Origin of the sequence: Nocardiopsis sp. YSL2, from assembly GCF_030555055.1 — a bacterium.
Taxonomy (GTDB): Bacteria; Actinomycetota; Actinomycetes; order Streptosporangiales; family Streptosporangiaceae; genus Nocardiopsis.
Map to the genome: position 1 here is coordinate 2,970,553 of NZ_JAMOAO010000001.1, position 21,143 is coordinate 2,991,695.

The window sequence follows — 21,143 nt, forward strand, 5'->3', positions numbered from 1 at the left end:
GGGCCCCGGAAGGAGCCCGCGATGTCCAACTCCGACTGGATGAACGCCTCCGACGACGAGTTCGAGGCGATGCTCGCCGAGTGGAAGCGCGCCGCCGCCGAGCGCGCCGCCCGCGACCGCATCCGCCACCGGATGGCCTCCACGGTCTACCGGCACCGGCTCCGCAGCGGGCGGTGGCCGCGATGACCGTCCACACCCTTCACCCCGCGCCCCGCGTGATCCTGGTTAACGCAGGGGCGGCCGACCGGTACACCGACACCTGGTCGGACCCCGACCTGCGGTGCGAGATCGGCCCGCAGCTGTCCTGCGCCGAGGCCGACGACCTCGCCGAGATCCTCACCGAACTCGGCGCCCCGGAAGCCGGTCACGCGTGGCTGCTCGCGCACGCCCGCGCCGACGACGAGGGCGACCGGCACGACCACCTGAGAGAGGAAGGCATCCGTGAGTACGGCGAGTGAGCGCAAGACCCTGACCGAGATGGCCCTCGACGAGTGGGGGACCGTCTCAGAGATCCTCGCCGACCGCGGCGAAGTCTGGCCGGACACCGACATCAGCCGGTGGGGCCCCGGCCTCATGATGGCCATGGAGCGCGCCAAGGCGCTCGCGGCGGCGTGCAAGGTCGTCGGTGTCGCCGAGGCGGCCGACATCGGACGCCTCGCAGACCTCTACGAGGCGCGGACGCGATCGTAGAATGAGACCCCCGCCGCGCGCGGAAGGTGCGACCTCCCCGCGCCGCTGGCGGGACAGACGCCCCGGGGACCGGGTGTGACAACCCCCCGGGGCGTCGCCGTGCGCGAGGCGCGGACGCGAACAGAGCAGGGACCCGGCCCTCCTTCGTCGGGCCGGGTTGCGCGCGCCCTTGTGCCGGGATGGCCGCTTGCTCCGTCACACCCGCTCCGCTCCTACGGAGGTCGCACCATGGACGACAAGAAGCCCACCCTCGCCAGCCGAGCCCTCACCGTGCTGCACATCTGCCTGGCCGGTATCGGCTACCACCTCGTCGCTGTGCTCGTCGTCGAGCACCTGATCCACTGAGCCCTCATCAGCCCCCGGCCTCCTTGAGTTCTAGAGGTCGTTGCAACACCCCATCTCTGAAGGGGTGCGGTGGACGACTTCGAGATCCGCGAGAGCCGGAAACCACAGGGGCGCAAGAAGCTCCTGATCGAGCGTGAGCGCTACCTTGCCCTGGTGGAACAGGGCTACAGCAACACGCAGGCGAGCCGGATGGTGGGCGTCAACCCACGCACCGGACGGGAGTGGCGCTACGGGCGCCCCGAGGGCCGTAGGAAGCGGTCGAGGCTGCCGGCGAAGGACGCACCGGCGACCTCGACCGGTCCCGGCTTCACACGCAAGATCGAGGTCCGATCCGGCCGCTACCTGGGCGAAGACGAACGCATCCACATCGCTGACCGGTGGCGTGAGAAGGCGTCCGTGCGCACCATCGCCGCCGAGCTGGGCCGGAATCCCTCCACGATCAGCCGGGAGATCCGCCGCAACCGCCACCCCGGCAACCACGACTACCGCCCCCACGCCGCACACGCCCGAGCGCGAGCCCGGCGGGCCCGCCCCAAGGGCGGCAAGATCGGAGCCAACCCGCTCCTGCGCGAGATCATCCAGCACCGCCTGGGCATGAAGTGGAGTCCGGAGCAGATCAGCCACCACCTGAGGCTGAGCTTCCCCGACCAAGCGGAGATGCACGTGTGCCACGAGACGATCTACCAGGCGCTCTACGTCCAGGGCCGCGGCGAGCTGCGCCGCGAGCTGGCCAAGGCGCTGCGCACCGGCCGCACCCTGCGTCGGCCTCGCCGCCGCCCAGACCAGCGCACGCCGCGCTTCCCGTACCCGATGGTCATGATCAGCGAGCGCCCGCCCGAGGTCGCTGACCGGGCGGTTCCCGGGCACTGGGAGGGCGATCTGATCGTGGGCAAGGAGAACGGTTCGGCGATCGGCACGCTGGTCGAGCGGTCCAGCCGCTACGTGATGCTCGTCCACCTGCCCGGAACGCGCGACACGATGAGCGTCCGTGACGCCCTGGTCGAGACCGTCTCGACCCTGCCCGAGCATCTGCGCAGGTCACTGACCTGGGACCAGGGTTCGGAGATGGGGCTGCACCACGAGTTCTCGATGGCCACCGGCATGCCGGTCTACTTCTGCGACCCTTCCAGCCCTTGGCAGCGGGGGTCGAACGAGAACACGAACGGGCTGCTGCGGCAGTACTTCCCCAAGGGCACTGACCTGGCCGCGCACGGCCGTGAGCGCCTGAAGGAGGTCGCTGCCGAACTGAACTCCCGCCCACGCAAGACGCTCGGCTGGGAGACCCCAGCCGAGCGTTTGGCTAAGCTCCTGGCCGTGGCCAGTTGATCAGCTGTGTTGCGACGACCCCTCGAATTCGCCCTCGCCGGGGGCTTCTTCGTGTCGGCTCAGTGGGGTGCTCGCCCCCGAGCGCTCCGAGGCGGGCCGATCCCGCCTGCGGCCGATGCGCGAACGCACGGCTCGGGCACGCCAGGCTCGCGCGGGCGTCGTCCATGGCACACCCTCCTTCGGCGCGTCCCGGGGTGCCGTCGCGACGCTATCCCGGCCCGGCGGACGCGCGCGTCTTCCGACGCACGCGCACCTACGTGTAACGTTGACACGGTGAACGTGCCAACGTATCTAGCGCTCTCCGACCTGCCCAAGTACCTGGCGAAGCACCACAAGATCACCGGCCAGGGCGGCGGCCCACTCTCGGCCGCTACCGTCGAGGGCTACCACCGCCACGCCGCGAAGCGGCGCCGCGACGGCGCCCCTCGCCCTGGCGACTTCCCGCCGCCGGACGAGGTCTACGGCCGGTCACCGGTGTGGACGCCCGACACCATCGACGCCTGGGCAGAGGCCCGGCCCGGCAAGGGCGCCGGCGGGGGCCGGCCACCAAAGACCGAGGCCGCGGACTAGAAGCTGTACCCGTCGTCGGCCTCGACGTCGATCGCGGGAACGGGATCGAAGTCGATTCCGACCACGGACAACCAGTGCCCGCTCTCCAGATCCGGGAGACCGCAGGGACACGACCAGGTCGTGAGCTTCGGTTCGCCACTTCCGGCCGTGTTGGGTCGGAACCGCAGCGACAACTCGACGATGCTGAGCCGCTCCTCCGCCCGAACCGATCCGAGGTACAGCTCTACCCTCTGACCCGGCCGCACGGTTGGGGGTCCGGATATGGGCGTCGTGCTGTGCAGGGTGCGGCCGACTACGTCGAGGCGGTAGTCACGAGGCGGCCCCTCACCCGGTTCGAGTACCAGGATTGCCTTCACCATGTGAAGCCCCGCCCGGTTCGGATCCGAAACCGTGAAGGTCTCCAAGGCAGGCGGCACGTGTGGCTGGAGTTCCTCGTGCCGCTGATCGATCTGTATGGCGGTCATGCGCGCGCTGTCGTACGCACTGCGCTCTGCGGCTTCCGCAGAGCGCACTGACGATCGCTCGGACCGCTCGGAGGACGAAGCGGACCGTTCAGCAGCGGCTGCTGATCGCCTGTTCGCCAACCAGGCGAGCACGGTGACGAGACAGGCGATCATGGTGACGGTGAGGGCGAACACTGAGATGATCTGGTCGCCAGTCACCGCAAAACTCCGTACTGCGACATGAGGGCTCCAATCCTGAGGAATGATCGGAGCATAGACGGCGGCAGGGCTGAGGCGCAGTCAGTCCTGGAAGTATCGCGGTAGGCGGGGGCCGACCTCCCGAAGCAGGACGAGTCGTTGCTTCAGCTCGTCCTCGTCCGGCACCTCGCGGATGTCCAGCTGCAGACCGCGAAGGACAGCGATGTCCTCCTCGGGTAACCACCCTGCGAGGAGCTCGTGGGAGATGACCGAGCTCATTGACAGCACCGCGTCGGTCTCGCCCAGGCCGCGGGCCGAGACGACCGCGCGCGTCGTCGCCCACGCCACCCGGCCGGCGGCCCGCGGGTATGCCGCGAGCGCTGGGCACGCGCGCAGCAGCGTGGTGTCCACCAGCAGGCACACCCACGCCGCGGCACGGCGCGGGTATCCGGTGATGCGTGGACTGGGCGGCGACGGAAGTCGGGACACCTCACCATTGTCGCAGGTCAGAGTTCGTCGGGATCGAGTCCGAGTGCCTCAGCGATGAGGCGGGCGCCCTCGGGGCCGGTGTCGTCGAGGAGCTCGGCGAGCCAGGCGCGCAGCTCGCGGTCTTCGGGAGTCAGGTCGTCCATGCGGTGGACGTACCCGGCCCGGTGTCGCCCGAGCGGTTGTCCACAGGCCGGGTACGCCGACGGCGACAGTCAGGTGGCCGCTGCGACACGACCGTCCGTGTCGCCTGTCGTGTCGCACGACACCGCCGGTGTCGCCGTGTCGGGTGTGGCTGTCGCCTGCTCCGCGGCCTTTCGGGCGAGCGCCTGCGCACGGGTCAGTGCTCGCTGGCCTGTGCGGGCGTGAACGCCCAGACGCTCACCTACCTCCACGCCGGTGATGTCCGGCTGCTCCTCGATGAGGGCCAGCACCTGCCGGTCGCGGTCCGAGAGCTGACCGAGGCTCACGACCTGGGCAATGTCGCCGACACGGCCGCCGTCGTGGCGGCTCGGCGGTCGGGTCGTGTCGCGGCGTGTCGGCGGCCGGGTGCCATCCGGTGTCGGGGGCTGGGTGTCGCTGGGCGCGTCCGTCGCGGTGTCGCTGTCGGCCGCCGGTGTCGTCTCGGCGGCGACTGGTGTCGTCCGGGTCTGACGAATCACCCGGGCGACGAGCTGCTCGGCGAGCAGGGCCGCGATGGGCACCCACAGGGAGATGGCGACACCGAGCCACCCGTGGGCGACACCCCCGTAGAGGTTCGCCGCTGTCGTCGCGACAATCCCGGCCAGGAGGGCGACGACAGCGACAGCGGGCACGGGGACACCGCGGCGGCGCGCGTCGGCGATGGTGCAGATCGCCATGAGGATCAGCGAGTCCACGGTGCCGGCGATGATGATGGCTTCCCACAGGTCGGCGCCGCCGGCCATCACGGCCTCCAAGAGGTGGGAGTAGCTGACTGCCGCCAGGCCCACGGCGATGGCCAGGGACCCGCTGATCGTGATCGCCGGGCCCCTGCGGCTGGGAGCAGAGGAGGATACGGTGTTGGGCACGTTCGTCTCCAGGGTTCTGAGCTGATGGAGGCGGACGCGGGTCTGGTCGGTGAGGACACACCGGCCGGGCCCTTCTGCGTCCGAGAGAAGGCATGAGAGAGGGCCGCAGGATCGCTCCTGCGGCCCCCCGCCGCCCCGCTGTGCGAGGCGGCTGCCCGTGCCCCGGCTCGGCAGCAGTACCTTCCCCAAAGGGCCGCTTTGCCTGGGCACGGGTGTCTCCTAGCGTGCCTGAGGCACGCTCTCGGTTGGTCGGGGGTCGATGAGGTCGGCGGCTTGTCGGAGCGAATGGCTGATCTCATCCGCACCCACATGAGCCAGGAGTTCGGCGGCGTCTCGTGCGGCCGGGGCGTCCCAGTGGATGTAGTGCACCTGACCCGTCCGGAGCGCCACGGTGACCTCTACGCGCTCGGGCTCTCTCATCTGCCCGACCAAGGTGTCGGACCTGGTCACCCAGATGGTGATGCGCTGATCGAGATCCAGGATCAGCGCTATGTGGCGCTTGAAGGGCTGGCCGCGTTCTGCGGAGTGGTCGGCTTCGCACCAGTGGGGGCACGCAGTCGGGGGCATCGGGGGCTCCATGGTCGGGGGAGAGGACCGCGCGCCGGGGGACGGCCCGGCGCGCGGCCGCATCGTCAGGACGCTGCGCGCAGGAACCCGGTCCATTCCCCCGCGCCGAAGAGCAGGTATCCCAGATCCCGGTTCTGCGTGTCTCGGACGGCCGTCTCCGCTCCCTCCGCGACCTCCACGCAGTTCGACACGCCCTGGGAGTACTTGGATTTGTGCCAGTTGAAGGACTTCCGCCTCTGGGTCTGCAGGTTCTTCACGTCTACCCTTCCTAGTGATCCGCTACGGATTGCCGGGGGCGGTTGCAGCCGCGAAACCCCGGGGTCGCCCCGACCTGTGCAGGCCGGGGCGACGTCATGCCCGCACACCCGACAGGTGCGCAGAATTCTCATGGCGGCGCTTCAGCCGTTCCTCCCAGTAGCCGGGCCGCATCCACGGCAGCACGTCCTCGCGCACGCGCGGCGGCTTCGGGGCCGGGGGACGCAGGTTGGTGACCTTCGCGAAGTAGTGGTCGAGGCGACGCAGGGCCGCGGGGGTCAACTGACGGGGCAGGGACGCCAGATGCCGACTGCTCAGACCGTCACGCTGGGCGGCGCCGACCCGCGCCGGGGCCTCGTACCGCCACGTGCCCAGGTACGGGTACACGCGGATTGCGGCGGCCACCCGAGCCCCATCCATGACCCGCAGGTCCACCGCCCAAGGGGACCCGTCACTGGTGGTTTCCGCGACCGGTTCCAGGCCGATCTGCTCGGCGGCGGCGATGATGCGGACGACGTCATTGGCGGTGGCCATGCTGCTCCTCGTGGACTTCGGGGGGTGGCTCAGGACGTGGCTGGGGCCGCGCGCCGAGGACAAGGGGACGGCTCGACGCGCGGCCGGTCTTAGGTGGTTGGCAGGTGCTCCAGCGGGGACTCCCAGGAGACTGGCGGGAGGCGGTCCTGGGAGGTTCGGCAGACGCGGACTTGGACGCCGTCGCGGGCGCCGTAGACCTCACCCGGCTTCTCCCAGGTGGAGCCGAGGTGCTCCACGGTCACGTGATGTGCGCTGGCCCACTGCCGCAGGGACTTCATGTCCGGGAGCTCGTGCACCTCGACGACGGTGCGCACGCGCGGCCGCGTGCGGCACTTCGGGGCGTGATCGGTCATCGCCGTCATGGGGTCACCGCTTCGTCGTCGACGGGCGCGATCTCGTAGGTGACCGCGAGCTCGGGGTCGGCGTCGGCCTGCCTGATCAACTCCGCCAGGCCGACGGCGGTGGCGTCAGGCGAACCGGCCGAGCCGAGAACCCCGCGGATGTACAGGGCACGGGCCGCGAGCAGCTGACGCCGCTCCTCCCATGCGTGCGGGGCGGCGGGTGGGGGAGTGAGGGTGGCCTCGATCGCGTCCAACAGCTCGCGTGTGCCCTGGTCGATGCGGTTGCTCATCGGAGCCTCACCGCCATAAGGCACAGGCTGATGGTGCCGGTCGCAACGGCTATCAGGAGGTCCTCGGGCACGGACACCGACCCGGGAGTCGGTTCGGGGGCGTAAGGGCGCACACGCATGCGGCGTCGTGACAGGCGCGTCATGCTGCCACCTGCCCTCGGCCCGTCGCGTGGCGGGCCTGAGCCCGCCGCGAGAAGTCGATCGCCAGGGCGGGCTCTGCCGGGCGAGTGGCGCGGGACTGCAGCGGCAGGTCCGGTGCCCGGCGCCCGGTCATCATGCTCGGCAGGATGACGCGGACGGGGCCGGTGGCTGGCGCGGGGCCGGGCTCGGACCGGTCACGGTCACGGCGCCTGCGGAGTTCGGCGGCGCCGGCGCAGGCGAGCCGCTGCGTCAGCAGTAGGACATAGGTCAGGTATCGCACAGGGCGACCTCCTGGGTCGGTGGCCGGATGGGTGGTCCGGCGTGCTTTCAGGTGAGTCCATAGTGCCCCCGCGTAGCGGTTATTTGCAATGCCATCTTTAGATGAATGCAAGAATCTTCTATGGCATGCCGCTGGGACATGGAGGTTGCGTGGAATGTCTGGATCTTCAGTAGGGGCCGTAGGATCGGGAGACCGACAGGCCGAGCCCCCGGGGAGTACCGACGACGTGAGCAGCCCGACGCTGAGGCGGAAGCGACTCGCGCGGCAGCTGCGTCAGCTGAGGGAAGAGCGCAGGCTGAATGCCGAGGATGTCGCGGCCGAGGCGAAGCGTCGCTCTGGGAAGCCGCGCGGGTGGTCGCTGAGCAAACTCATCCGCATGGAGAAGGCCAACTGGAAGAGGTTGAACCTCGACGATCTGGCTGTCCTGCTGGATATCTACGAGATCACGGATACGCAGGAGCGCCTGGACCTGATCACCTTGGCGCGCGAGGGGAACCAGCGTGGCTGGTGGGCCTCGTTCGGGGACGCGCTCGGCACGGGTCAGTTCGTCGGCCTGGAGTCTGAGGCGAGCCGGATCCGGACCTACCAGTGCATGACCATCCCCGGATTGCTTCAGACGCCCGAGTACGCGCGGGCGATGATTTCGACACGCGGCATGGTCGACGAGACGGAGCTGAACCTGCGTGTGCAGGCGAGGATGTTCCGGAAGTCGATCTTCAACACGGCTCCGATCCCGACTCTATGGGCGATCATCGACGAGGCCGCGCTGGCGCGCATCCCGCCCGACCTCCACGGGCAGCTGGAGTACTTGATCGAGGCCAGCCTCCAGCCGAACATCGGCATCCAGGTGCTGCCGCTGAGCTACGGTCTACACGCGGCGATGACTGGGCAGATGGTCCTCTTGGAGTTCCCCGCTCCCGACCCGCCGGTGGTCTACATCGAGGTTCTCAGCGAAGAGCTCTACCTGGAAAAGCCGCAACAGGTGACGCACTATCAGCACCTATACGATCATGTACAGGCAGCGGCCCTGCCCGTAGATCAGTCACGGGACTACATTCGGGGCCTGCTGAACCCATAGGAAGCACCGATGCCTGAGACAACCCACACCCTGAACTTCCGCAAGAGCAGCTACAGCGGCCCGACCACACAGGACTGCGTGGAGGTCGCTGACCTCCCTGGCGGCGCCGCCGTGCGCGACTCCCAGCACCCGGATGAAGGACACATCACGTTCCCGGCGGATGAGTGGAGAGCGTTCCAGAACCTCATCACCCGGCGGTAGCACCGACAACGAGACGGGCCCCCAGCATCAGCTGGGGGCCCGTTCGTGCTTTACCTGAAAGCAACCCAGGAACACTCTACCGGCAGCAGGTGACCTGGACTAGCACTCGAACAGCCGAAGATGATCCTGAACGATTCTGGACAGGGCCGGACACGACGGAACCACGATGTCCGGCGCGTCGAGCTCAATCGCACAGGTGTGCCTGTGCGTGCCCGACCAGTTCCGAGGCTACGTCGGCGATCGGCCCGTCCACGCCCTGGAGCGACTGGACGACCTCGGTCGGCGCCATGCCGTCCTCGATGTCGGAGCACACCGCGTACCCCAGTTCGACGTTGTCCTCGTCGCCGAATCCGTGGATGCCGCTGCCGGCCGCGGCCGCATCCTCGTAGAGCGCGTCGAGGAACGCCTGCTCGTCCTCGGACATTCCGCTGTCGTCGGCGGCCGCCTGGTCCTCGGAGGGCTCAGGTTCCGTGGTCTCGGTCGCCGCGGGCGCTGGCGCGGGATCGACATCCTCGAAGAGGCCGGCCGCGTTCATGACCGCGGCGATCGCGATGAGGGCGGCGAGGATGCCGCCGCCGATGATCCACTTCGTTCGGTGGGGGGAGGGGGCACTCATGGGGGTCTCCGAGGGGCCGGGTGTGCAGGGCGCGGCGGGGCGGACGCCGTGGCCAGATCCTACGCCGCAGTCCCGGTCCGGGTGGGCGATTCGGACATGAGTGCGCCCTCCGGGCGGACCCGGAGGGCGCAGAGTTGGGAGATTTTTGGGAGACGGCAGACCCCGTCAGACCACGCGAGGCCCCGAAGGCCCACGGCAGTCACTGTGTCTGACCTGCGACGGAAGCGTTGTCGCTGATCGGGAGAACCGGTCTACCCTTTCGAGACCCGCGTGATCGAGTACCAGACCGGCGGCGGCCTGGACTGGGACTGACCTGCGAGGACACGGCCCCCCGGGCCCTTCGGCGGAGGGTGCGCGGAGCCGTCTCGGGAGCCCTCCGGTGGAACCGGACGCCTCCCTTCCCACCGTGGCCCCGGCCGGACGTATGGCCGGGGCCACGGTCGTGTCCGGGACGGGTGGGCGGCGGGCGGCGTCACGGAGCCAGGCTCGGCGGGGTCCGCACGCCGTGGTCGCGGCGCAGCGCGGACAGGGCCGCCAGGTAGCCCGCCATTCCGTGCACCCCGGGGCCGGGCGGTGTGGAGGCCGAGCACAGGTAGACCCCCGGCAGCGGCGTGCGGTGGGCGTCCCACCGGGGCGCGGGGCGCAGGACCGCCTGGCGCAGGGACATGGCCCCGGCGGAGATGTCGCCGCCCACGTAGTTGGGGTTGTACTCCTCCATCCGCGCGGCGGAGACGCCCCGCGCGGCGATGACGGTGTCGGAGAAGCCGGGGGCGAAGGCCTCGATGCGGCGGCGGACCAGGTCCACGGGGTCGCGGGTGTCGCCGTTGGGCACGTGGGCGTAGGCCCACACCGGGCGACGGCCGTTCCGGGCGCGGCCGGGGTCGGCCACGGCCGGGTCCACCAGCAGCACGAACGGTTCCGCCACGCGTCGGCCGCGGGCCGTCGCGGTCTCGGCGGCGGCGATCTCCGCGGCGGTGCCGCCCAGGTGGACGGTGCCCGCCGTGCCCACCTCCGGGGCGGCCCAGGGGATGGGCCCGCCGACGAGGAAGTCCGCCTTGGCCGCACCGGGCGCGTATCGATAGCGCTCCAGCGCCCGCCGGTAGCCGGCCGGTAGCCGGCCGCGCGCCAGACGCAGGAGGCCCTGGGGCGCCACGTCCAGCAGCACCGAGCGGGCGCGCGGGAGGTCGCGCAGGTCCCCGACGTCGTGGCCGGTGCGGATGACGCCGCCGTGCGCGGTGAAGTCGGCGGCCAGGGCGTCGGCGACGGTGGCACTCCCGCCCCGTGGCAGCGGCCATCCGGTGCCCGTGTGCGCGAGGTGCCCCAGCAGGGCGGCCACGGCGGCGCCGGGGAGCGAGGGCAGGGGGCCGACCACGTGCGCGGCGACACCGGCGAACAGGGCCCTGGCCGCCTCGGTGGTGAAGGGGCCGCGGCCGAACCCGTGCGCCAGGACGCGCCGGGCCAGCAGGAGCGCCGCTGCCGGGTCGGAGGGGAGCGAGCGCTGACCGGACATGACCAGGTCGACCACACCGCGGCTGTGCGCCACGAGCGGGCCCATGAGGCGGCGCCACCGGTCCGCGTCCGCGCCCAGTCCGGCACAGGTGTCCTCCAGGTCCGACCACGCCACGGCCGCGCCGCCGCCGGGAAGCGGGTGGGCGTAGGAGGCGGCGGGCCGCAGGAGTTCCACCCCCCGGGCGGCGAGGTCGAACTCGCGGAAGAAGCGGGACGACGCGGCCATCGGGTGGACGGCCGCGCAGAGGTCGTGGACGACGTCGGAGTCGAACAGCGGCTCCGTGCGCAGGCCCCCGCCGACCGCGTCGTGCCGTTCGTGGAGCTCCACGGCCAGCCCGGCGCGGGCGAGGGTGACCGCCGCGGCGAGCCCGTTGGGTCCGCTGCCGACCACCACCGCGTCGACGCCTGCCATGGGGGTTCCTCCGCTGTCGCCGGTCGGATTCCCAGCCTCTCACGCGCGCGTGGGCGGTGTCCGGTACGGCGGCCGGGACACGGGGCCGGGCCGTGCCGCGATCGGAAGGCACCCGCCCGGCCCGGGAGCGGGTCGATCACACCGGCGCGTCCGCCAGTTCCAGGAGCTGCTCGCATCCGCTGCCCTCCCCGTGCTCGACCGCCGCGAGCAGCAGGCCCTCGAAGCGCAGGAGGAAATCCCTCATCGCGGATGATCCGAGCCGCCGGGAGTCGGCCCTCAGGCTCAACTCGATCCCCTGCTCACCCGCATCGGCGATGTTGAGGAAGAGCATCAGGTTGTCACGCTCGGCCCCGGCCCCGACCCCGGTACTCGTGCTCGGCAGCGCGGCCCTGACCTGCTCGGCCGTCGGAACGCCGCCCGTCGGCGCCTGGCGGCCCACGGGGCGCAGGTCGTTGAAGTAGTAGGCCAGGTCCAGGTCGGTACCCCGTTCCCTGGCCACGGTTTCGCGCAGTCGTGTGGTCTGCGCCCTGTCGCAGCGCGCGTTGCGGTAGGCGGTCACGGAGGAGGACCAGGCGCTACGGGCCACGGCGGCGAAGTCCTTGCCGGTGAGGTCGACGTCGGCGGGGACGTCCTGGGCCAGGTTTCCCACGTAGCCGCGCAGCTCGGGGCGCCCCCGGTTTCCGGCGATGAGCACCATCGTCACACTCGGCTCCCCGGCGGCCCGGCCGAGCAGCAGCGCGGCCGTGGCCAGGAGCACGGCCGAGCTGCCCACCCGGCAGCGGGTGCCCAGAGCCGTCGCAGCCAGTTGCACGGCCTTCGAACGGAGCCAGACCTTCGGATAGCGCGGCTGCTCGGCGGCACCGTCGGTTTCGGACAGCAGCCTCGGCGGCATCGACTCCAGCGTGCGCCGCCAGTGCCGCAGGCCCCGCTCCTGGACGCGCCGCCCCTGGGGGGAGCGCTCCCATCCGGCGAAGTCGAGCGGTTGGACGGGCGGCGGCCCCACACCTTCACCGTGCACGATCGCGTGCAGCTCGGAGGCGAGGAGGCGCAGGCCGGGAAAGTCGGTCGCGATATGGGAGACCGACAGCAGGACCACCAGAGGGGCGCCGTCCAACGCGCCGATGCCGACCCTGACCGGCCACTCCGCCCCGTGGTCGAAGCGGTACCCCTTGACCCGGGCCTCCAGGTCCGTGGCCAGACCGTACAGGTCGTCGTCCTGACTGCTCACGGCCTCGCACAGCTCGACGACGAGCTCCCCCTCGGCTGTCGCCTCCTGGACGAGCTCTCCGTCCGCTCCCACGGAGAAGAGGCTCCGCAGGGCGCCGTGGCGCTCGACCAGGGTGCGCAACCCCGTGAACAGCCGTTCCATGTCGACGCCCGGAGCGATCTCCACCGGCACGACCGAGTTGTAGAACGAGGTGTCGGGCATCATGTACTCGATGTCGGTCCAGATGCTGCGTTGACCGAGCGTCGCGGGCCCGCGGCCCGAGAGGCAGCCCCGGACGGCGATCCTCTCCGTGCGCAGTCTTGCCATGGCGTCGTCCTTTCCTTGGGCCGGCGGGGTTCACGACTGCTGGGGGGACGCGACTGCGGCTCCCGGCCGCTGGAGTCGCCGGACGTGCCACAGAGCGGCGGCCACGACCACCCCGCCGAGAAGGTTGAAGGCCGCCATCGTCTGGTACAGGGGCGTCACGTCCCCCGCGCCGCGGGCGAGGTAGCCGCCGATCACGCAGATGAGCCCGAAGTAGGTCGCGTTCAGGATCACGGCGAGTCCACCGGCCCCGGTCTGTTCGAGTACCGAGAGCGAGGCCAGTACCACTCCGAGGAACAGATAGGTGGGCGCGACCAGGGCCAGGAAGGCCGCCGCCTCGGACGCCGCGCCGGGATCCCGGGCGATCGCGAGTGCGATCCATTCCCGCCCCGACCAGCAGACCGCGGCGATCAGCGCGTACAGCACCCCGGTGATGGCCAGACCCGCCTGGGCCACCTTCCGGAGGCGGTCGAACTCCTCCCGGCCTCGGCACTGGTTCACCACGATCGCGGTCGCGGACCCGATGGCCATGCCCGGCACGATGATCATGGTCTGCAGTGTGTAGGCCACCGCGAAGCCCGCGATGGTGGCGGTGCCGAAGACACTGACCACCCATGTGAGCGCGAAGTTGCTGGCGAAGATGACGCCGTAGGCGGCGCCCACGGGAACCCCGACCTGCTTCAGGAGTGTGGACTCACTGCCGCCGCCGATCGGACGGTCCCGGCTCCACAGGCCCACGCGCCGGATCAGCCAGCAGCCCGCCACGGTGGCGATCAGACCGGACGAGGCGATCGCGACCGGAACGGACCACAGCCCCCAGCCGACCGCGCCCGGCAGGCCCAGCGCCGCGACTCCGGCCACTTCCAGTCCGCCGGCCGACAGGAGCAGTGCCGCGGCCGACCGGGGCCGCTCGGCTCCGCGCAGCAGCGCGGCGCACACCACCGGGCCGATCCCCGTGATCTGGGCCAGGGCCACCCACCGCACGAACCATTCGAACTGCTCGCGCACGTCCGGCCGCACGGACAGGAGGTCGGCCAGCAGCGGTGCCCCGAACACGAAGACCGCGCTCACCACGGCCGTCGCCGCGAAGCCGACCCGCGCGAGCCACCAGGCCGAGGACACCGCCGAGCTGTACCGCCTCCCCGCGCTCAGGGCCACGGCGACCTGGGTGGTCACCGCGATGCTGAGCTGGACCGCGATGAACGCGAAGACGACGGGCATGAAGAGCGAGCGCACATAGAGCGCGTCGTCACCCATCCACCCGATGAGCGCGATCACCACGACGGGGACCGCCGTACCGATGCCCTCCGCGAGGATCATCGGCGCCGCGTAGCGCAGGACGCCTCTCCACTCCTGGTTCATGCGATCCGTCCGGTGACTACTCCCTGGGCGACGTTGAGCCGCTGCATGTGGTTCGTCCCTTCCATGAACTCCACTCCTCTGGCGTCTCTGGCCCACTTCTCCGGGCGGGGGTGGGCGAATCGGGCTCCCGGGCCGAGGAGTTCCAGGGCCCGGAGGGTGACGTGTTCGGCGAGGTCCGTGGCCCGGGCCTTGGCAGCCGACGCCAGAGCGCCCTGGGCGGGGTCGTGATCGACGCTCATCGCGGCCCGCCACACCAGTTGGCGCGTATCCGACAACCGGTCCGCCAGGTCCGCCAGCGCCGCCCCGCCGCCCCGAACCAGTTCGGCGCGGTGCTGTTCCAGGTAGTCGTAGGCGGCCTGGGCGATACCGAGCGCGAGCGCGGCCACGCCGGGACGGAACTGGTTGAACATCCGGGTGCCCGCGTGCATGCCGCGGGAGGAGGCGGGAAGGTGGCGCCCCAGGACACGGCTTTCGGGGATCGCGACCCCGTCGAGGCGCACCGCGCAGATCTGTGCCCCGCGCAGACCGATGGTCGGCAGCGGCGAGGCGTGGAACCCGGCGGTGCCCGTCTCCACCATCACCGCGGAGATGCCCAGAGGGCCGGGGCCGGTCCGCGCGAACACCGTGCCCAGCCGGGCGCGTGCCGCGTTGCCGACGTAGCGCTTCTCCCCCGTGAGGACCGAACCGTCGCCTCCGGCCGCCGGGACCAGCGCCGTCCGCATCGCCGAGGCGTCCGAACCGTGGTCGGGTTCGGTGAGGCCGAAGAAGGTCCACACCGGCCCGTCGGCGTCGTCGGCGCAGTGCTCGAAGAACCACTTCTTCTGTGCCCGGTCACCGAGGAGGGCGACGATGCCTCCCGACAGCGAGGGGCCGGGAGCGGCCAGGAAGGCCCCGGCGTCGCCCCGGCCGAACTCCTCCACCGCGATCACGCGTTCCAGTGCCCGGTCGCCGTGGAAGGAGTGGCCCGACGCCCGCAGCGCCGTGTCCTGGAACTCGGGGGGGATCATCATCCGGGCGATGTAGCGGACCGCCTCCGCGTCGGCGAAACGGCCCGTGTCCTGCGGATCACGGTCCAGGTCCGCGCCGAGTTCCCTCAGCTCCTCGCCCCACTCACGAGCGGCCAGCCGCAGTGCCCGCAGGCGGTCGTCCAACTCGATCACCGCGTGTCCCCCTTCGTGTCGGCGGGCACCGGTTCCAGATAGGCGTCCGCCATCAGTTCCGACAGATAAGCCACCTGTCCCGGGCCGTCGCTGAGGAAGCCGGAGGCCCCGAACAGTCTCAGGACGCGCCGGTCGGCGGCGGTGATGTGGCGGCTGGCCCGGACCGTCGCGAGGGCGTCCGAGTGCTCTGTCGGGCCCGTGAGCAGACTCTCCGCCATGGCCTGCTCCGTGGCGGCCCGCGCCAGGTCGTCCCGCACGAGCTGCTGGTAGACGAGTGCCGTTCCGCCGACCTTGCGTCCGCGCAGCCGGGCCACCGCCTGGTCCCGCAGCCACAACGACAGCCCCAGGCGGATCGCGGCGACGCCGACCAGCCATCCCTGAGGCGGGGCCGCGGCGCGTTCGGGATGGTCGAGTCGCGCCAGCAGGGTCCACGAGCAGCCCGCCGCCGCGAGCACGCCGACGACGGCCGTGGCGGGCGCCGCCGCGCCGGTCGGCGGCTCACAGCTCAGGCCGTGCCCCGAGGGCCCGAGGACCGGCGCTCCGGACAGTCCTTCGGGCAGGTCCTTCCACGCCTCGTCGGGGCGTCCTTCCCTGGCCGACGCCGACCACGGCCGTTCCGGCACGGTGCGCGCGGCGCGGGTCCGGCTCCGTATCGTCACTGTCCCTCCAGACCGGTCGCGACCGCACAGAAGTATCCGAGTACCGGGTCGTACTCGACGACCACGACCGGGTCGCCGTCGTGTGCGATCCCCGCACCGTGGGCCCGGCTCCACACCGCGGTGCAGACCAGGTCGGACGGGGCGCGCAGAACGGTGACCTCCGGTCCCGGGGCGGTGGGCCCGGGGACACGGCATCCCAGGACGAGCGTGCACGGGCCGGGGGTCCGGGACCGCACGTCGGCGAGGACCTCCTCGACCGCCCGTGCGGCACCGGTCGCGTCGACCGGCGTGGCCTGCCAGTGCAGCAGGCCGCCCCCGCGCGACGGGTCCTCTCCGCCCAGGAGCAGTGCGGCGCCGAGGTCGCGGCCGGGAACAGGGGTCTCCGGCGGGGGCTCCCAGGGGATCGCCCCCTGGTCGAGGGCGATCACCAGCGCCCGTTCCCCGGAGTCGCCGCGCAGGGTCCCGCCCGCGACGCGCAGGGCGGTGAACGGCGATGTCACCCCTTGGTCGGACACCGCGAAAGCGGTGGCGAGCCCGGGTGAGGAGTGGACCATCGAGGCGCACACCGAGTACCCCTGCTGGCTGTCGGGCAAGGCGTAGGCGAGGACGACGCGGTCGATGCGCCCCACGCTGGAGTGCGCCTCGTCCAGGAGGTGGCGTGCCAGCCGGTTGTAGGCGGTCTGTGAGGGCTCCCTGCTCCGCAGCCCCTGGTAGGCGTGCCCGTAGGCGGCCAGCATGTCACCCAGGTACTCGTCGACGTCGCTCTGGAGCCGTGGCGCCTCGGAGACCTCCGCATCGGGCGACGTCGACAGGTCGTGGTGGAAACTCCTCAGTATCCTCGCGGTCGTGCGGATCGGTTCCGGAAGGATGCGGACATCTCCGGGGGACTGTTGGGTGACGGTCACGGGCTAGGCCTTCATCATCCCGGTGACGAAGGCCGCCAGGCTCTCCACCGTCTCGAAGTGGCCGAACTCCAGCGAGTCCGTGTCGAACTCGATGTCCATCTCCGTTTCGAGTTCGACCAGCATCTCCAGGACGTTGGTCGAGTCGAGTCCGAGGTCGTCGAACAGCCGTGTCGAGCGCACGATCTCGACCCCCTCGTCCGTGACGAAGCCGGCGAGCACCCCGGTGATCCGCTTGACGGTCTCTTCTGTGGCCTGCGCGGCCTCGGTGTCGGTTCGTTCCATGGTTCAGGCTCCGTCTTCTCTCTTCATCGTCAGGACTTCGTGCACGGGTTGGCGGGACAGGATGTCGGCGACGCTCTCCCGTTCGTGCACGAGCAGCGGCGTCCCCTGGTGGATCAGGACCTCCGCCGGGTAGCCGTGGCTGAGGAACCGGGTGGGCGACGCGGTGGGGCCGTAGGCCCCGGAACGGTGCACACCGATCAGGTCGCCGGCCTCCACCCGGGGCAGCTCGACGTTCTTGCCGAGGGTGTCGTTGGGGGTGCACAGCGGGCCGGTCACGTTCCACTTCTGGTCCGCCGGCTCCTGGGCGCGGTTCAGGACACTCATCGGGAAGTTCCTCTTGGCGAAGGAGCCGATGCCCACGGCGGCCATGTGGTGGTTGGTCCCGCCGTCGGCGACCGCGAACCGCTGGCCCATGGACTCCTTGACGTAGCGGACACGCGTCACGTAAAGACCCGCGGTGGCGGTGAGGAACCGGCCGAGTTCCATGAACACGCGCGATTGCGGGTGGTGTTCGCGGAATCTCCCGACCGCCGAACCGACGCCTTGCGCCAGTGCCTCGATATCCGGGTCGCTCTCGCCCGGGAAATAGGAGACGCCGATTCCGCCGCCGAAGTCGACCAGGTCCAGCGGGAAGCGCAGCCTTTCCGACAGGCGCCTGGCCATGTCGAGAATCTGTTCGGTGTTCTCGACCACCGCCTTCGCGTCCAGGATCCGGGTGCCGAGATAGGCGTGCACCCCCATCAGCCGGATGGAGCGGTATCGGTCGGCGAGGCCGGGGTCGGACATGAGGAGGCCTTCGTCGATCCCGAACTGGCGGGGCTTCCCGCCCATCCTGAGTCCGGCCCCCCGGGCCGCCTCCTCGGGGTTGACCCTCAACGCCACCTGTGCGGTGGTCCCCATGCCCTCGGCGATCCTGTCGATGAGGTCGAGCTCGCCGTAGGACTCGCAGATCAACGAGTGGACTCCGTCGGCCAGGGCCGCGGAGATCTCCTCCTCGCTCTTGCCCGGACCGAGGAAGATCGTGTCCGAGGGGGCGATCCCCGCCTCGCGCGCCACGGCGAGCTCGGCGGCCGAGGACACCTCGGCCCCCGCGCCCAGCCCTCCGAGGAGCGAGCAGACCGACAGGTTGGGGTTGGCCTTGAGGGAGTAGAGGATCTCGACCGCGGGGTGCAGTGGCCCACGGATCCGCTGGTAGGTCCGCTCCAGTTCCTCCCCGTCGTACACGTAGAGGGGGGTCCCGAACCGCTCGGCGAGTTCGGTGACGGCGATTCCCTGGATTCGGTGCTGTTCGCTCACGCGCGGCTCACCTCTCCTTTCTCGATGTCGGCGAGGATGCGGCCGAGCCGGTGGTCCAGTGCCGAGACCGACTCGGGGTCCGGTCCGACCAGGAAGGCGTACAGCCGTCCGTCGAAGTGCTCACGGCCCTTCGACGGTCCTCCGACGGCGTTGACCGTGGCGAAGTTGTTGATGACGATCCCCGGGTCGCCCGGCGAGGCGACCATCAGGTGGTCCAGTTCCCTGCGCAGGACCGCGAACGGCAGCGGAGCGTTGAGGCGCAGGGGATACTGCCGGGCCTCGGCGCAGCTGTGGTCCCGCATGAGGACCTCTTGCAACGCGGCCTGGTAGGTGGACATGTTGTAGCGGGCGTTGATCTCGGTGAGCGGGTAGGCCCTGCCGTCCGTTCCGAGGAGCGCGTCGATACCGACGACCCCGCGGTATCCCTCGTCGGCCAGGGCACGGCCGATCGCCAGGCCCGCGTCGCGGATCTCGGCCTCGTGGCCGGGGGTGAGCCCGGCCGGAATGCGGTGGCCCTTGTGGACCCCGTTCTCGGTGATGGCCTCTTTGACGAAGTCGAACGCGACCGACCCGTCCTTCGCGACGATGACCTGGTAGTTCAGGTCCCTGTCCTTGGAGATCCACTCCTCGAGGATCAGGCCCAGCTTGCCGCTGCGGCTGTGGGCCCGCTCCACGGTGCGCCTCAGCCACGCGAGCCGACGCTGCTCCTCCACCACCATCACGCCCTTGCCGGACACGCCGAAAGCGTCCTTGGCGACGACCGTGCGGCCCTGCGCCAGGAGGCCCTCGGCGTACTCCACGGCCTCGGCCAGCTCCTCCGGGGTCTCGCAGACCATCCCCTCGGGCTGGCGGATGCGCAGGCGGTCGGCGAGCCTGCGGCTGAAGAGCTTGCTGTTGACCCGCTTGCACAGGTCGGCCGGGCTCGTGGCGAGGCGGAGCCCGCAGCGCTCCGCCACCTCCTGTTCCAGGTCGGACACGCCGTGGGGCGCGAGGTAGGCCCCCTCCCGGCCGAGCTCCTTCAGGAGGGCGAGGGTGTCCGGGTCCTCCAGAACGTCCTTGGTCACGGTCCTTCCGGTCTGTTGTGCCCCCACCGCGTGCACCTGGGCCCGGGCGAGCCCGTAGTCGACCAGGTAGGAGTGGAAATCGGGGTCCGGGGCGGTCTTGAGCAGGACGTGGTCGGTCGGCTCACCGAGCAGCAGGGCGAACTCGTCCATGCGGTGGGTGAGCGCCCTGGCGCCTTGCGACGAGAGGGTCGGCAGGCCGGCCTCGCCCCGCGCCCACTGTTCCTCCACCTCGATGTTGCCGAGGAAGACGAGGACGGATTCGGGGCCGTCCGCAACTGCGGATTTCAGTCTTTTCGCGAATGTGGACATGGCGAAGAATCGTGCCCCTCAGTGCTGGAAAACCATGGCCGAGAACGTTGCTCCCAGGCCGACCGCGGCCATCAGGTAGTAGTCACCCGAACGGAGGAACCCACTGTCCACGGCCGAACGATAGTTGATGAAAGGGTCCGCGCAGAAGCAGTGCCCGACCCAGGAGACATTGTCGAGAAAGGCCTGTTCGGCCGGGTAGCCCATCCTTTTGCACAGCCGTCTCCACGAATGCCTGTTGACGTTGTGCGGCAGGATGAGACGCAACTCCTCCAGCCCGGTCCCGGCCTCTTCGAGCGCCTGCGCGATCACCTCGGCCAGGGTCGTCTCATAGACCTCCTGGAAGCGGCTGGAGGATTCCGGGTCCATCCACAGGCCGGCCGCGAACTCGCCGCGGGTCCGGGAGACATAGCTGCGCAGGGTGTCACCGCCGCCGTCCCCGGCCCGGAGGAGGACCGCGGCCCCGCCCTCCCCCATGTACGTGGTGTCCGGGATGTGCTGGACCAGCGGGGTGAAGGCCTTCTCCCCAGTGATCAGCAGGCCGAGGGCGTCGGGGTCGCCGTCGGCCCGCAGCAGCCGACCGATGAGGTCGACCGCGAGCAGCCCGCTCGCGCAGGCGTGCTCGGTGAGGGTGAACGCCGAGGCGTGTTCCAGACCGAGCCTTCGACGTGCCTCGTGCAGGGGGTTGGCCGGGTAGGGGGCCACCGTCTGCAGGGTCCGCGCGTGGACGAGGTAGCGCACCCGGTGCTCCCGCCCGGACAGGTCGGTCAGCCCGCTCGCGGCCGAGACCATGAGGTCGGCGAGCGACTGCTCCGGGCCGTACCGGACCTCCGAGAGGCCGTGGAACCTCTTGTAGAGGCGCAACTGGCGCGGGGTCTGTCCGATCCTCGCGCCGATGTCGTCGATCGGCACCGCGTCGGGCGGCAGGTACGCGGACACCGCTTCGAGCGCGGTCACGGCGTGCTGACCCCCTGCCGTCCGGCTTCGGCGACGAGTTCGGCCAGGTGGTCGGCCAGCTCACGGATCGTCGTGTAGTCCCAGAGAACCGTGTCCGAGACGGTGATTCCCAGAAAGTCCTCGATGTCGGCGCAGAAGGTCAGGGCGTAGACGGAGTCCAGGCCGTGATCGGCGAACAACGTGTGCTGATCGATCTCCTCGGGCCTGCGGTTCAGATAGGTGGCCACCTGCTGGGTCAGCCACCGCTCCAGATCGCTGCCGGGGGCGTCGTTGTTGTCTTCGGGCATCGG

General features: G+C 70.7%; 29 protein-coding genes. 7 read left to right on the forward strand and 22 right to left on the reverse strand.

The window, feature by feature from the left end; all coding sequences use genetic code 11:
* Positions 1 to 21: 21 nt before the first annotated feature.
* The 5 genes from M1P99_RS13060 to M1P99_RS13080 all read left to right on the forward strand — a co-directional run bounded on the left by M1P99_RS13060 (position 22) and on the right by M1P99_RS13080 (position 2,931).
* Positions 22 to 186: a hypothetical protein gene (locus M1P99_RS13060; protein ID WP_304452925.1), complete on the forward strand. Its 165-nt coding sequence runs from the start codon at positions 22 to 24 to the stop codon at positions 184 to 186.
* Positions 183 to 458: a hypothetical protein gene (locus M1P99_RS13065; RefSeq protein WP_304452926.1), complete on the forward strand. Its 276-nt coding sequence runs from the start codon at positions 183 to 185 to the stop codon at positions 456 to 458. The genes M1P99_RS13060 and M1P99_RS13065 overlap by 4 nt, the downstream gene beginning before the upstream one ends.
* Positions 442 to 690: a hypothetical protein gene (locus tag M1P99_RS13070; RefSeq protein WP_304452927.1), complete on the forward strand. Its 249-nt coding sequence runs from the start codon at positions 442 to 444 to the stop codon at positions 688 to 690. The genes M1P99_RS13065 and M1P99_RS13070 overlap by 17 nt, the downstream gene beginning before the upstream one ends.
* Positions 691 to 1,224: 534 nt before the next feature.
* Positions 1,225 to 2,361, forward strand: coding sequence for an IS30 family transposase (locus tag M1P99_RS13075; protein WP_304455660.1), 1,137 nt, complete (start codon positions 1,225 to 1,227; stop codon positions 2,359 to 2,361).
* Between the two features lie 273 nt (positions 2,362 to 2,634).
* Entirely contained in the window at positions 2,635 to 2,931 is a 297-nt protein-coding gene (locus tag M1P99_RS13080; protein ID WP_304452928.1) for a hypothetical protein, read from the forward strand.
* Here the strand turns inward: M1P99_RS13080 and M1P99_RS13085 are convergent.
* The 10 genes from M1P99_RS13085 to M1P99_RS13130 all read right to left on the reverse strand — a co-directional run bounded on the left by M1P99_RS13085 (position 2,928) and on the right by M1P99_RS13130 (position 7,515).
* A complete protein-coding gene (locus M1P99_RS13085; RefSeq protein ID WP_304452929.1) occupies positions 2,928 to 3,593 on the reverse strand; it encodes a hypothetical protein in 666 nt (221 codons plus the stop codon). The genes M1P99_RS13080 and M1P99_RS13085 overlap by 4 nt on opposite strands.
* Before the next feature lie 81 nt (positions 3,594 to 3,674).
* Positions 3,675 to 4,061, reverse strand: a complete 387-nt coding sequence (locus M1P99_RS13090; protein WP_304452930.1) for a hypothetical protein — start codon at positions 4,059 to 4,061, stop codon at positions 3,675 to 3,677.
* Between the two features lie 17 nt (positions 4,062 to 4,078).
* On the reverse strand, positions 4,079 to 4,204 hold the full coding sequence (locus M1P99_RS13095; RefSeq protein ID WP_304452931.1) for a hypothetical protein: 126 nt from the start codon (positions 4,202 to 4,204) through the stop codon (positions 4,079 to 4,081).
* A 69-nt stretch (positions 4,205 to 4,273) separates the two neighbouring features.
* Positions 4,274 to 5,107, reverse strand: a complete 834-nt coding sequence (locus M1P99_RS13100) for a hypothetical protein (RefSeq protein WP_304452932.1) — start codon at positions 5,105 to 5,107, stop codon at positions 4,274 to 4,276.
* Between the two features lie 219 nt (positions 5,108 to 5,326).
* Positions 5,327 to 5,674, reverse strand: a complete 348-nt coding sequence (locus tag M1P99_RS13105; RefSeq protein WP_304452933.1) for a hypothetical protein — start codon at positions 5,672 to 5,674, stop codon at positions 5,327 to 5,329.
* A gap of 65 nt (positions 5,675 to 5,739) precedes the next feature.
* Entirely contained in the window at positions 5,740 to 5,931 is a 192-nt protein-coding gene (locus M1P99_RS13110; protein WP_304452934.1) for a DUF397 domain-containing protein, read from the reverse strand.
* Between the two features lie 94 nt (positions 5,932 to 6,025).
* Entirely contained in the window at positions 6,026 to 6,463 is a 438-nt protein-coding gene (locus M1P99_RS13115; protein ID WP_304452935.1) for a hypothetical protein, read from the reverse strand.
* Positions 6,464 to 6,552: 89 nt separating this feature from the next.
* Positions 6,553 to 6,816, reverse strand: coding sequence for a hypothetical protein (locus M1P99_RS13120; RefSeq protein WP_304452936.1), 264 nt, complete (start codon positions 6,814 to 6,816; stop codon positions 6,553 to 6,555).
* 5 nt (positions 6,817 to 6,821) lie between these two features.
* Complete coding sequence (locus M1P99_RS13125; RefSeq protein ID WP_304452937.1) at positions 6,822 to 7,094, reverse strand: hypothetical protein; 273 nt, start codon at positions 7,092 to 7,094, stop codon at positions 6,822 to 6,824.
* A 139-nt stretch (positions 7,095 to 7,233) separates the two neighbouring features.
* Positions 7,234 to 7,515 (reverse strand): hypothetical protein, encoded by a 282-nt coding sequence (locus tag M1P99_RS13130; protein WP_304452938.1) that lies wholly within the window; start codon positions 7,513 to 7,515, stop codon positions 7,234 to 7,236.
* A gap of 226 nt (positions 7,516 to 7,741) precedes the next feature.
* On the opposite strand from M1P99_RS13130, the gene M1P99_RS13135 reads away from it, so the two are divergent.
* Entirely contained in the window at positions 7,742 to 8,593 is an 852-nt protein-coding gene (locus tag M1P99_RS13135; protein ID WP_304452939.1) for a helix-turn-helix transcriptional regulator, read from the forward strand.
* Positions 8,594 to 8,602: 9 nt separating this feature from the next.
* Positions 8,603 to 8,794: a DUF397 domain-containing protein gene (locus tag M1P99_RS13140; protein WP_304452940.1), complete on the forward strand. Its 192-nt coding sequence runs from the start codon at positions 8,603 to 8,605 to the stop codon at positions 8,792 to 8,794.
* Positions 8,795 to 8,978: 184 nt separating this feature from the next.
* On the opposite strand, the gene M1P99_RS13145 is transcribed toward M1P99_RS13140, so the two are convergent.
* The 12 genes from M1P99_RS13145 to M1P99_RS13200 all read right to left on the reverse strand — a co-directional run bounded on the left by M1P99_RS13145 (position 8,979) and on the right by M1P99_RS13200 (position 21,140).
* Positions 8,979 to 9,410: a DUF732 domain-containing protein gene (locus tag M1P99_RS13145; RefSeq protein WP_304452941.1), complete on the reverse strand. Its 432-nt coding sequence runs from the start codon at positions 9,408 to 9,410 to the stop codon at positions 8,979 to 8,981.
* A gap of 472 nt (positions 9,411 to 9,882) precedes the next feature.
* Positions 9,883 to 11,331, reverse strand: coding sequence for an NAD(P)/FAD-dependent oxidoreductase (locus M1P99_RS13150; RefSeq protein WP_304452942.1), 1,449 nt, complete (start codon positions 11,329 to 11,331; stop codon positions 9,883 to 9,885).
* Positions 11,332 to 11,467: 136 nt separating this feature from the next.
* The gene (locus M1P99_RS13155; protein ID WP_304452943.1) at positions 11,468 to 12,865 is read right to left on the reverse strand and encodes a condensation domain-containing protein; all 1,398 of its coding nucleotides are present in this window, start codon (positions 12,863 to 12,865) and stop codon (positions 11,468 to 11,470) included.
* A gap of 30 nt (positions 12,866 to 12,895) precedes the next feature.
* Entirely contained in the window at positions 12,896 to 14,224 is a 1,329-nt protein-coding gene (locus M1P99_RS13160) for an MATE family efflux transporter (RefSeq protein ID WP_304452944.1), read from the reverse strand.
* Positions 14,221 to 15,384, reverse strand: a complete 1,164-nt coding sequence (locus M1P99_RS13165) for an acyl-CoA dehydrogenase family protein (protein WP_304452945.1) — start codon at positions 15,382 to 15,384, stop codon at positions 14,221 to 14,223. The genes M1P99_RS13160 and M1P99_RS13165 overlap by 4 nt, the downstream gene beginning before the upstream one ends.
* Positions 15,381 to 16,043: an acyl-CoA dehydrogenase family protein gene (locus tag M1P99_RS13170; protein WP_304452946.1), complete on the reverse strand. Its 663-nt coding sequence runs from the start codon at positions 16,041 to 16,043 to the stop codon at positions 15,381 to 15,383. Before M1P99_RS13170 ends, M1P99_RS13165 begins: the two co-directional genes overlap by 4 nt.
* The gene (locus M1P99_RS13175; RefSeq protein ID WP_304452947.1) at positions 16,040 to 16,948 is read right to left on the reverse strand and encodes a hypothetical protein; all 909 of its coding nucleotides are present in this window, start codon (positions 16,946 to 16,948) and stop codon (positions 16,040 to 16,042) included. Before M1P99_RS13175 ends, M1P99_RS13170 begins: the two co-directional genes overlap by 4 nt.
* Positions 16,949 to 16,951: 3 nt before the next feature.
* Positions 16,952 to 17,230 (reverse strand): acyl carrier protein, encoded by a 279-nt coding sequence (locus tag M1P99_RS13180; protein ID WP_304452948.1) that lies wholly within the window; start codon positions 17,228 to 17,230, stop codon positions 16,952 to 16,954.
* A gap of 3 nt (positions 17,231 to 17,233) precedes the next feature.
* Complete coding sequence (locus tag M1P99_RS13185; RefSeq protein ID WP_304452949.1) at positions 17,234 to 18,526, reverse strand: type III PLP-dependent enzyme; 1,293 nt, start codon at positions 18,524 to 18,526, stop codon at positions 17,234 to 17,236.
* A complete protein-coding gene (locus M1P99_RS13190) occupies positions 18,523 to 19,899 on the reverse strand; it encodes an ATP-grasp domain-containing protein (protein ID WP_304452950.1) in 1,377 nt (458 codons plus the stop codon). The genes M1P99_RS13185 and M1P99_RS13190 overlap by 4 nt, the downstream gene beginning before the upstream one ends.
* An 18-nt stretch (positions 19,900 to 19,917) precedes the next feature.
* On the reverse strand, positions 19,918 to 20,853 hold the full coding sequence (locus M1P99_RS13195; RefSeq protein WP_304452951.1) for a 3-oxoacyl-[acyl-carrier-protein] synthase III C-terminal domain-containing protein: 936 nt from the start codon (positions 20,851 to 20,853) through the stop codon (positions 19,918 to 19,920).
* A complete protein-coding gene (locus tag M1P99_RS13200; RefSeq protein WP_304452952.1) occupies positions 20,850 to 21,140 on the reverse strand; it encodes an acyl carrier protein in 291 nt (96 codons plus the stop codon). The genes M1P99_RS13195 and M1P99_RS13200 overlap by 4 nt, the downstream gene beginning before the upstream one ends.
* Positions 21,141 to 21,143: the final 3 nt, after the last annotated feature.

Bases quoted from the DNA above. Each gene is read 5' to 3' on its own strand.
- M1P99_RS13060 (WP_304452925.1), top strand. From the start codon at position 22: ATGTCCAACTCCGACTGGATGAACGCCTCCGACGACGAGTTCGAGGCG.
- M1P99_RS13065 (WP_304452926.1), top strand. From the start codon at position 183: ATGACCGTCCACACCCTTCACCCCGCGCCCCGCGTGATCCTGGTTAAC.
- M1P99_RS13075 (WP_304455660.1), top strand. From the start codon at position 1,225: ATGGTGGGCGTCAACCCACGCACCGGACGGGAGTGGCGCTACGGGCGC.
- M1P99_RS13095 (WP_304452931.1), bottom strand. From the start codon at position 4,204: ATGGACGACCTGACTCCCGAAGACCGCGAGCTGCGCGCCTGGCTCGCC.
- M1P99_RS13105 (WP_304452933.1), bottom strand. From the start codon at position 5,674: ATGCCCCCGACTGCGTGCCCCCACTGGTGCGAAGCCGACCACTCCGCA.
- M1P99_RS13115 (WP_304452935.1), bottom strand. From the start codon at position 6,463: ATGGCCACCGCCAATGACGTCGTCCGCATCATCGCCGCCGCCGAGCAG.
- M1P99_RS13120 (WP_304452936.1), bottom strand. From the start codon at position 6,816: ATGACCGATCACGCCCCGAAGTGCCGCACGCGGCCGCGCGTGCGCACC.
- M1P99_RS13125 (WP_304452937.1), bottom strand. From the start codon at position 7,094: ATGAGCAACCGCATCGACCAGGGCACACGCGAGCTGTTGGACGCGATC.
- M1P99_RS13140 (WP_304452940.1), top strand. From the start codon at position 8,603: ATGCCTGAGACAACCCACACCCTGAACTTCCGCAAGAGCAGCTACAGC.
- M1P99_RS13145 (WP_304452941.1), bottom strand. From the start codon at position 9,410: ATGAGTGCCCCCTCCCCCCACCGAACGAAGTGGATCATCGGCGGCGGC.
- M1P99_RS13150 (WP_304452942.1), bottom strand. From the start codon at position 11,331: ATGGCAGGCGTCGACGCGGTGGTGGTCGGCAGCGGACCCAACGGGCTC.
- M1P99_RS13155 (WP_304452943.1), bottom strand. From the start codon at position 12,865: ATGGCAAGACTGCGCACGGAGAGGATCGCCGTCCGGGGCTGCCTCTCG.
- M1P99_RS13160 (WP_304452944.1), bottom strand. From the start codon at position 14,224: ATGAACCAGGAGTGGAGAGGCGTCCTGCGCTACGCGGCGCCGATGATC.
- M1P99_RS13180 (WP_304452948.1), bottom strand. From the start codon at position 17,230: ATGGAACGAACCGACACCGAGGCCGCGCAGGCCACAGAAGAGACCGTC.
- M1P99_RS13190 (WP_304452950.1), bottom strand. From the start codon at position 19,899: ATGTCCACATTCGCGAAAAGACTGAAATCCGCAGTTGCGGACGGCCCC.
- M1P99_RS13200 (WP_304452952.1), bottom strand. From the start codon at position 21,140: ATGCCCGAAGACAACAACGACGCCCCCGGCAGCGATCTGGAGCGGTGG.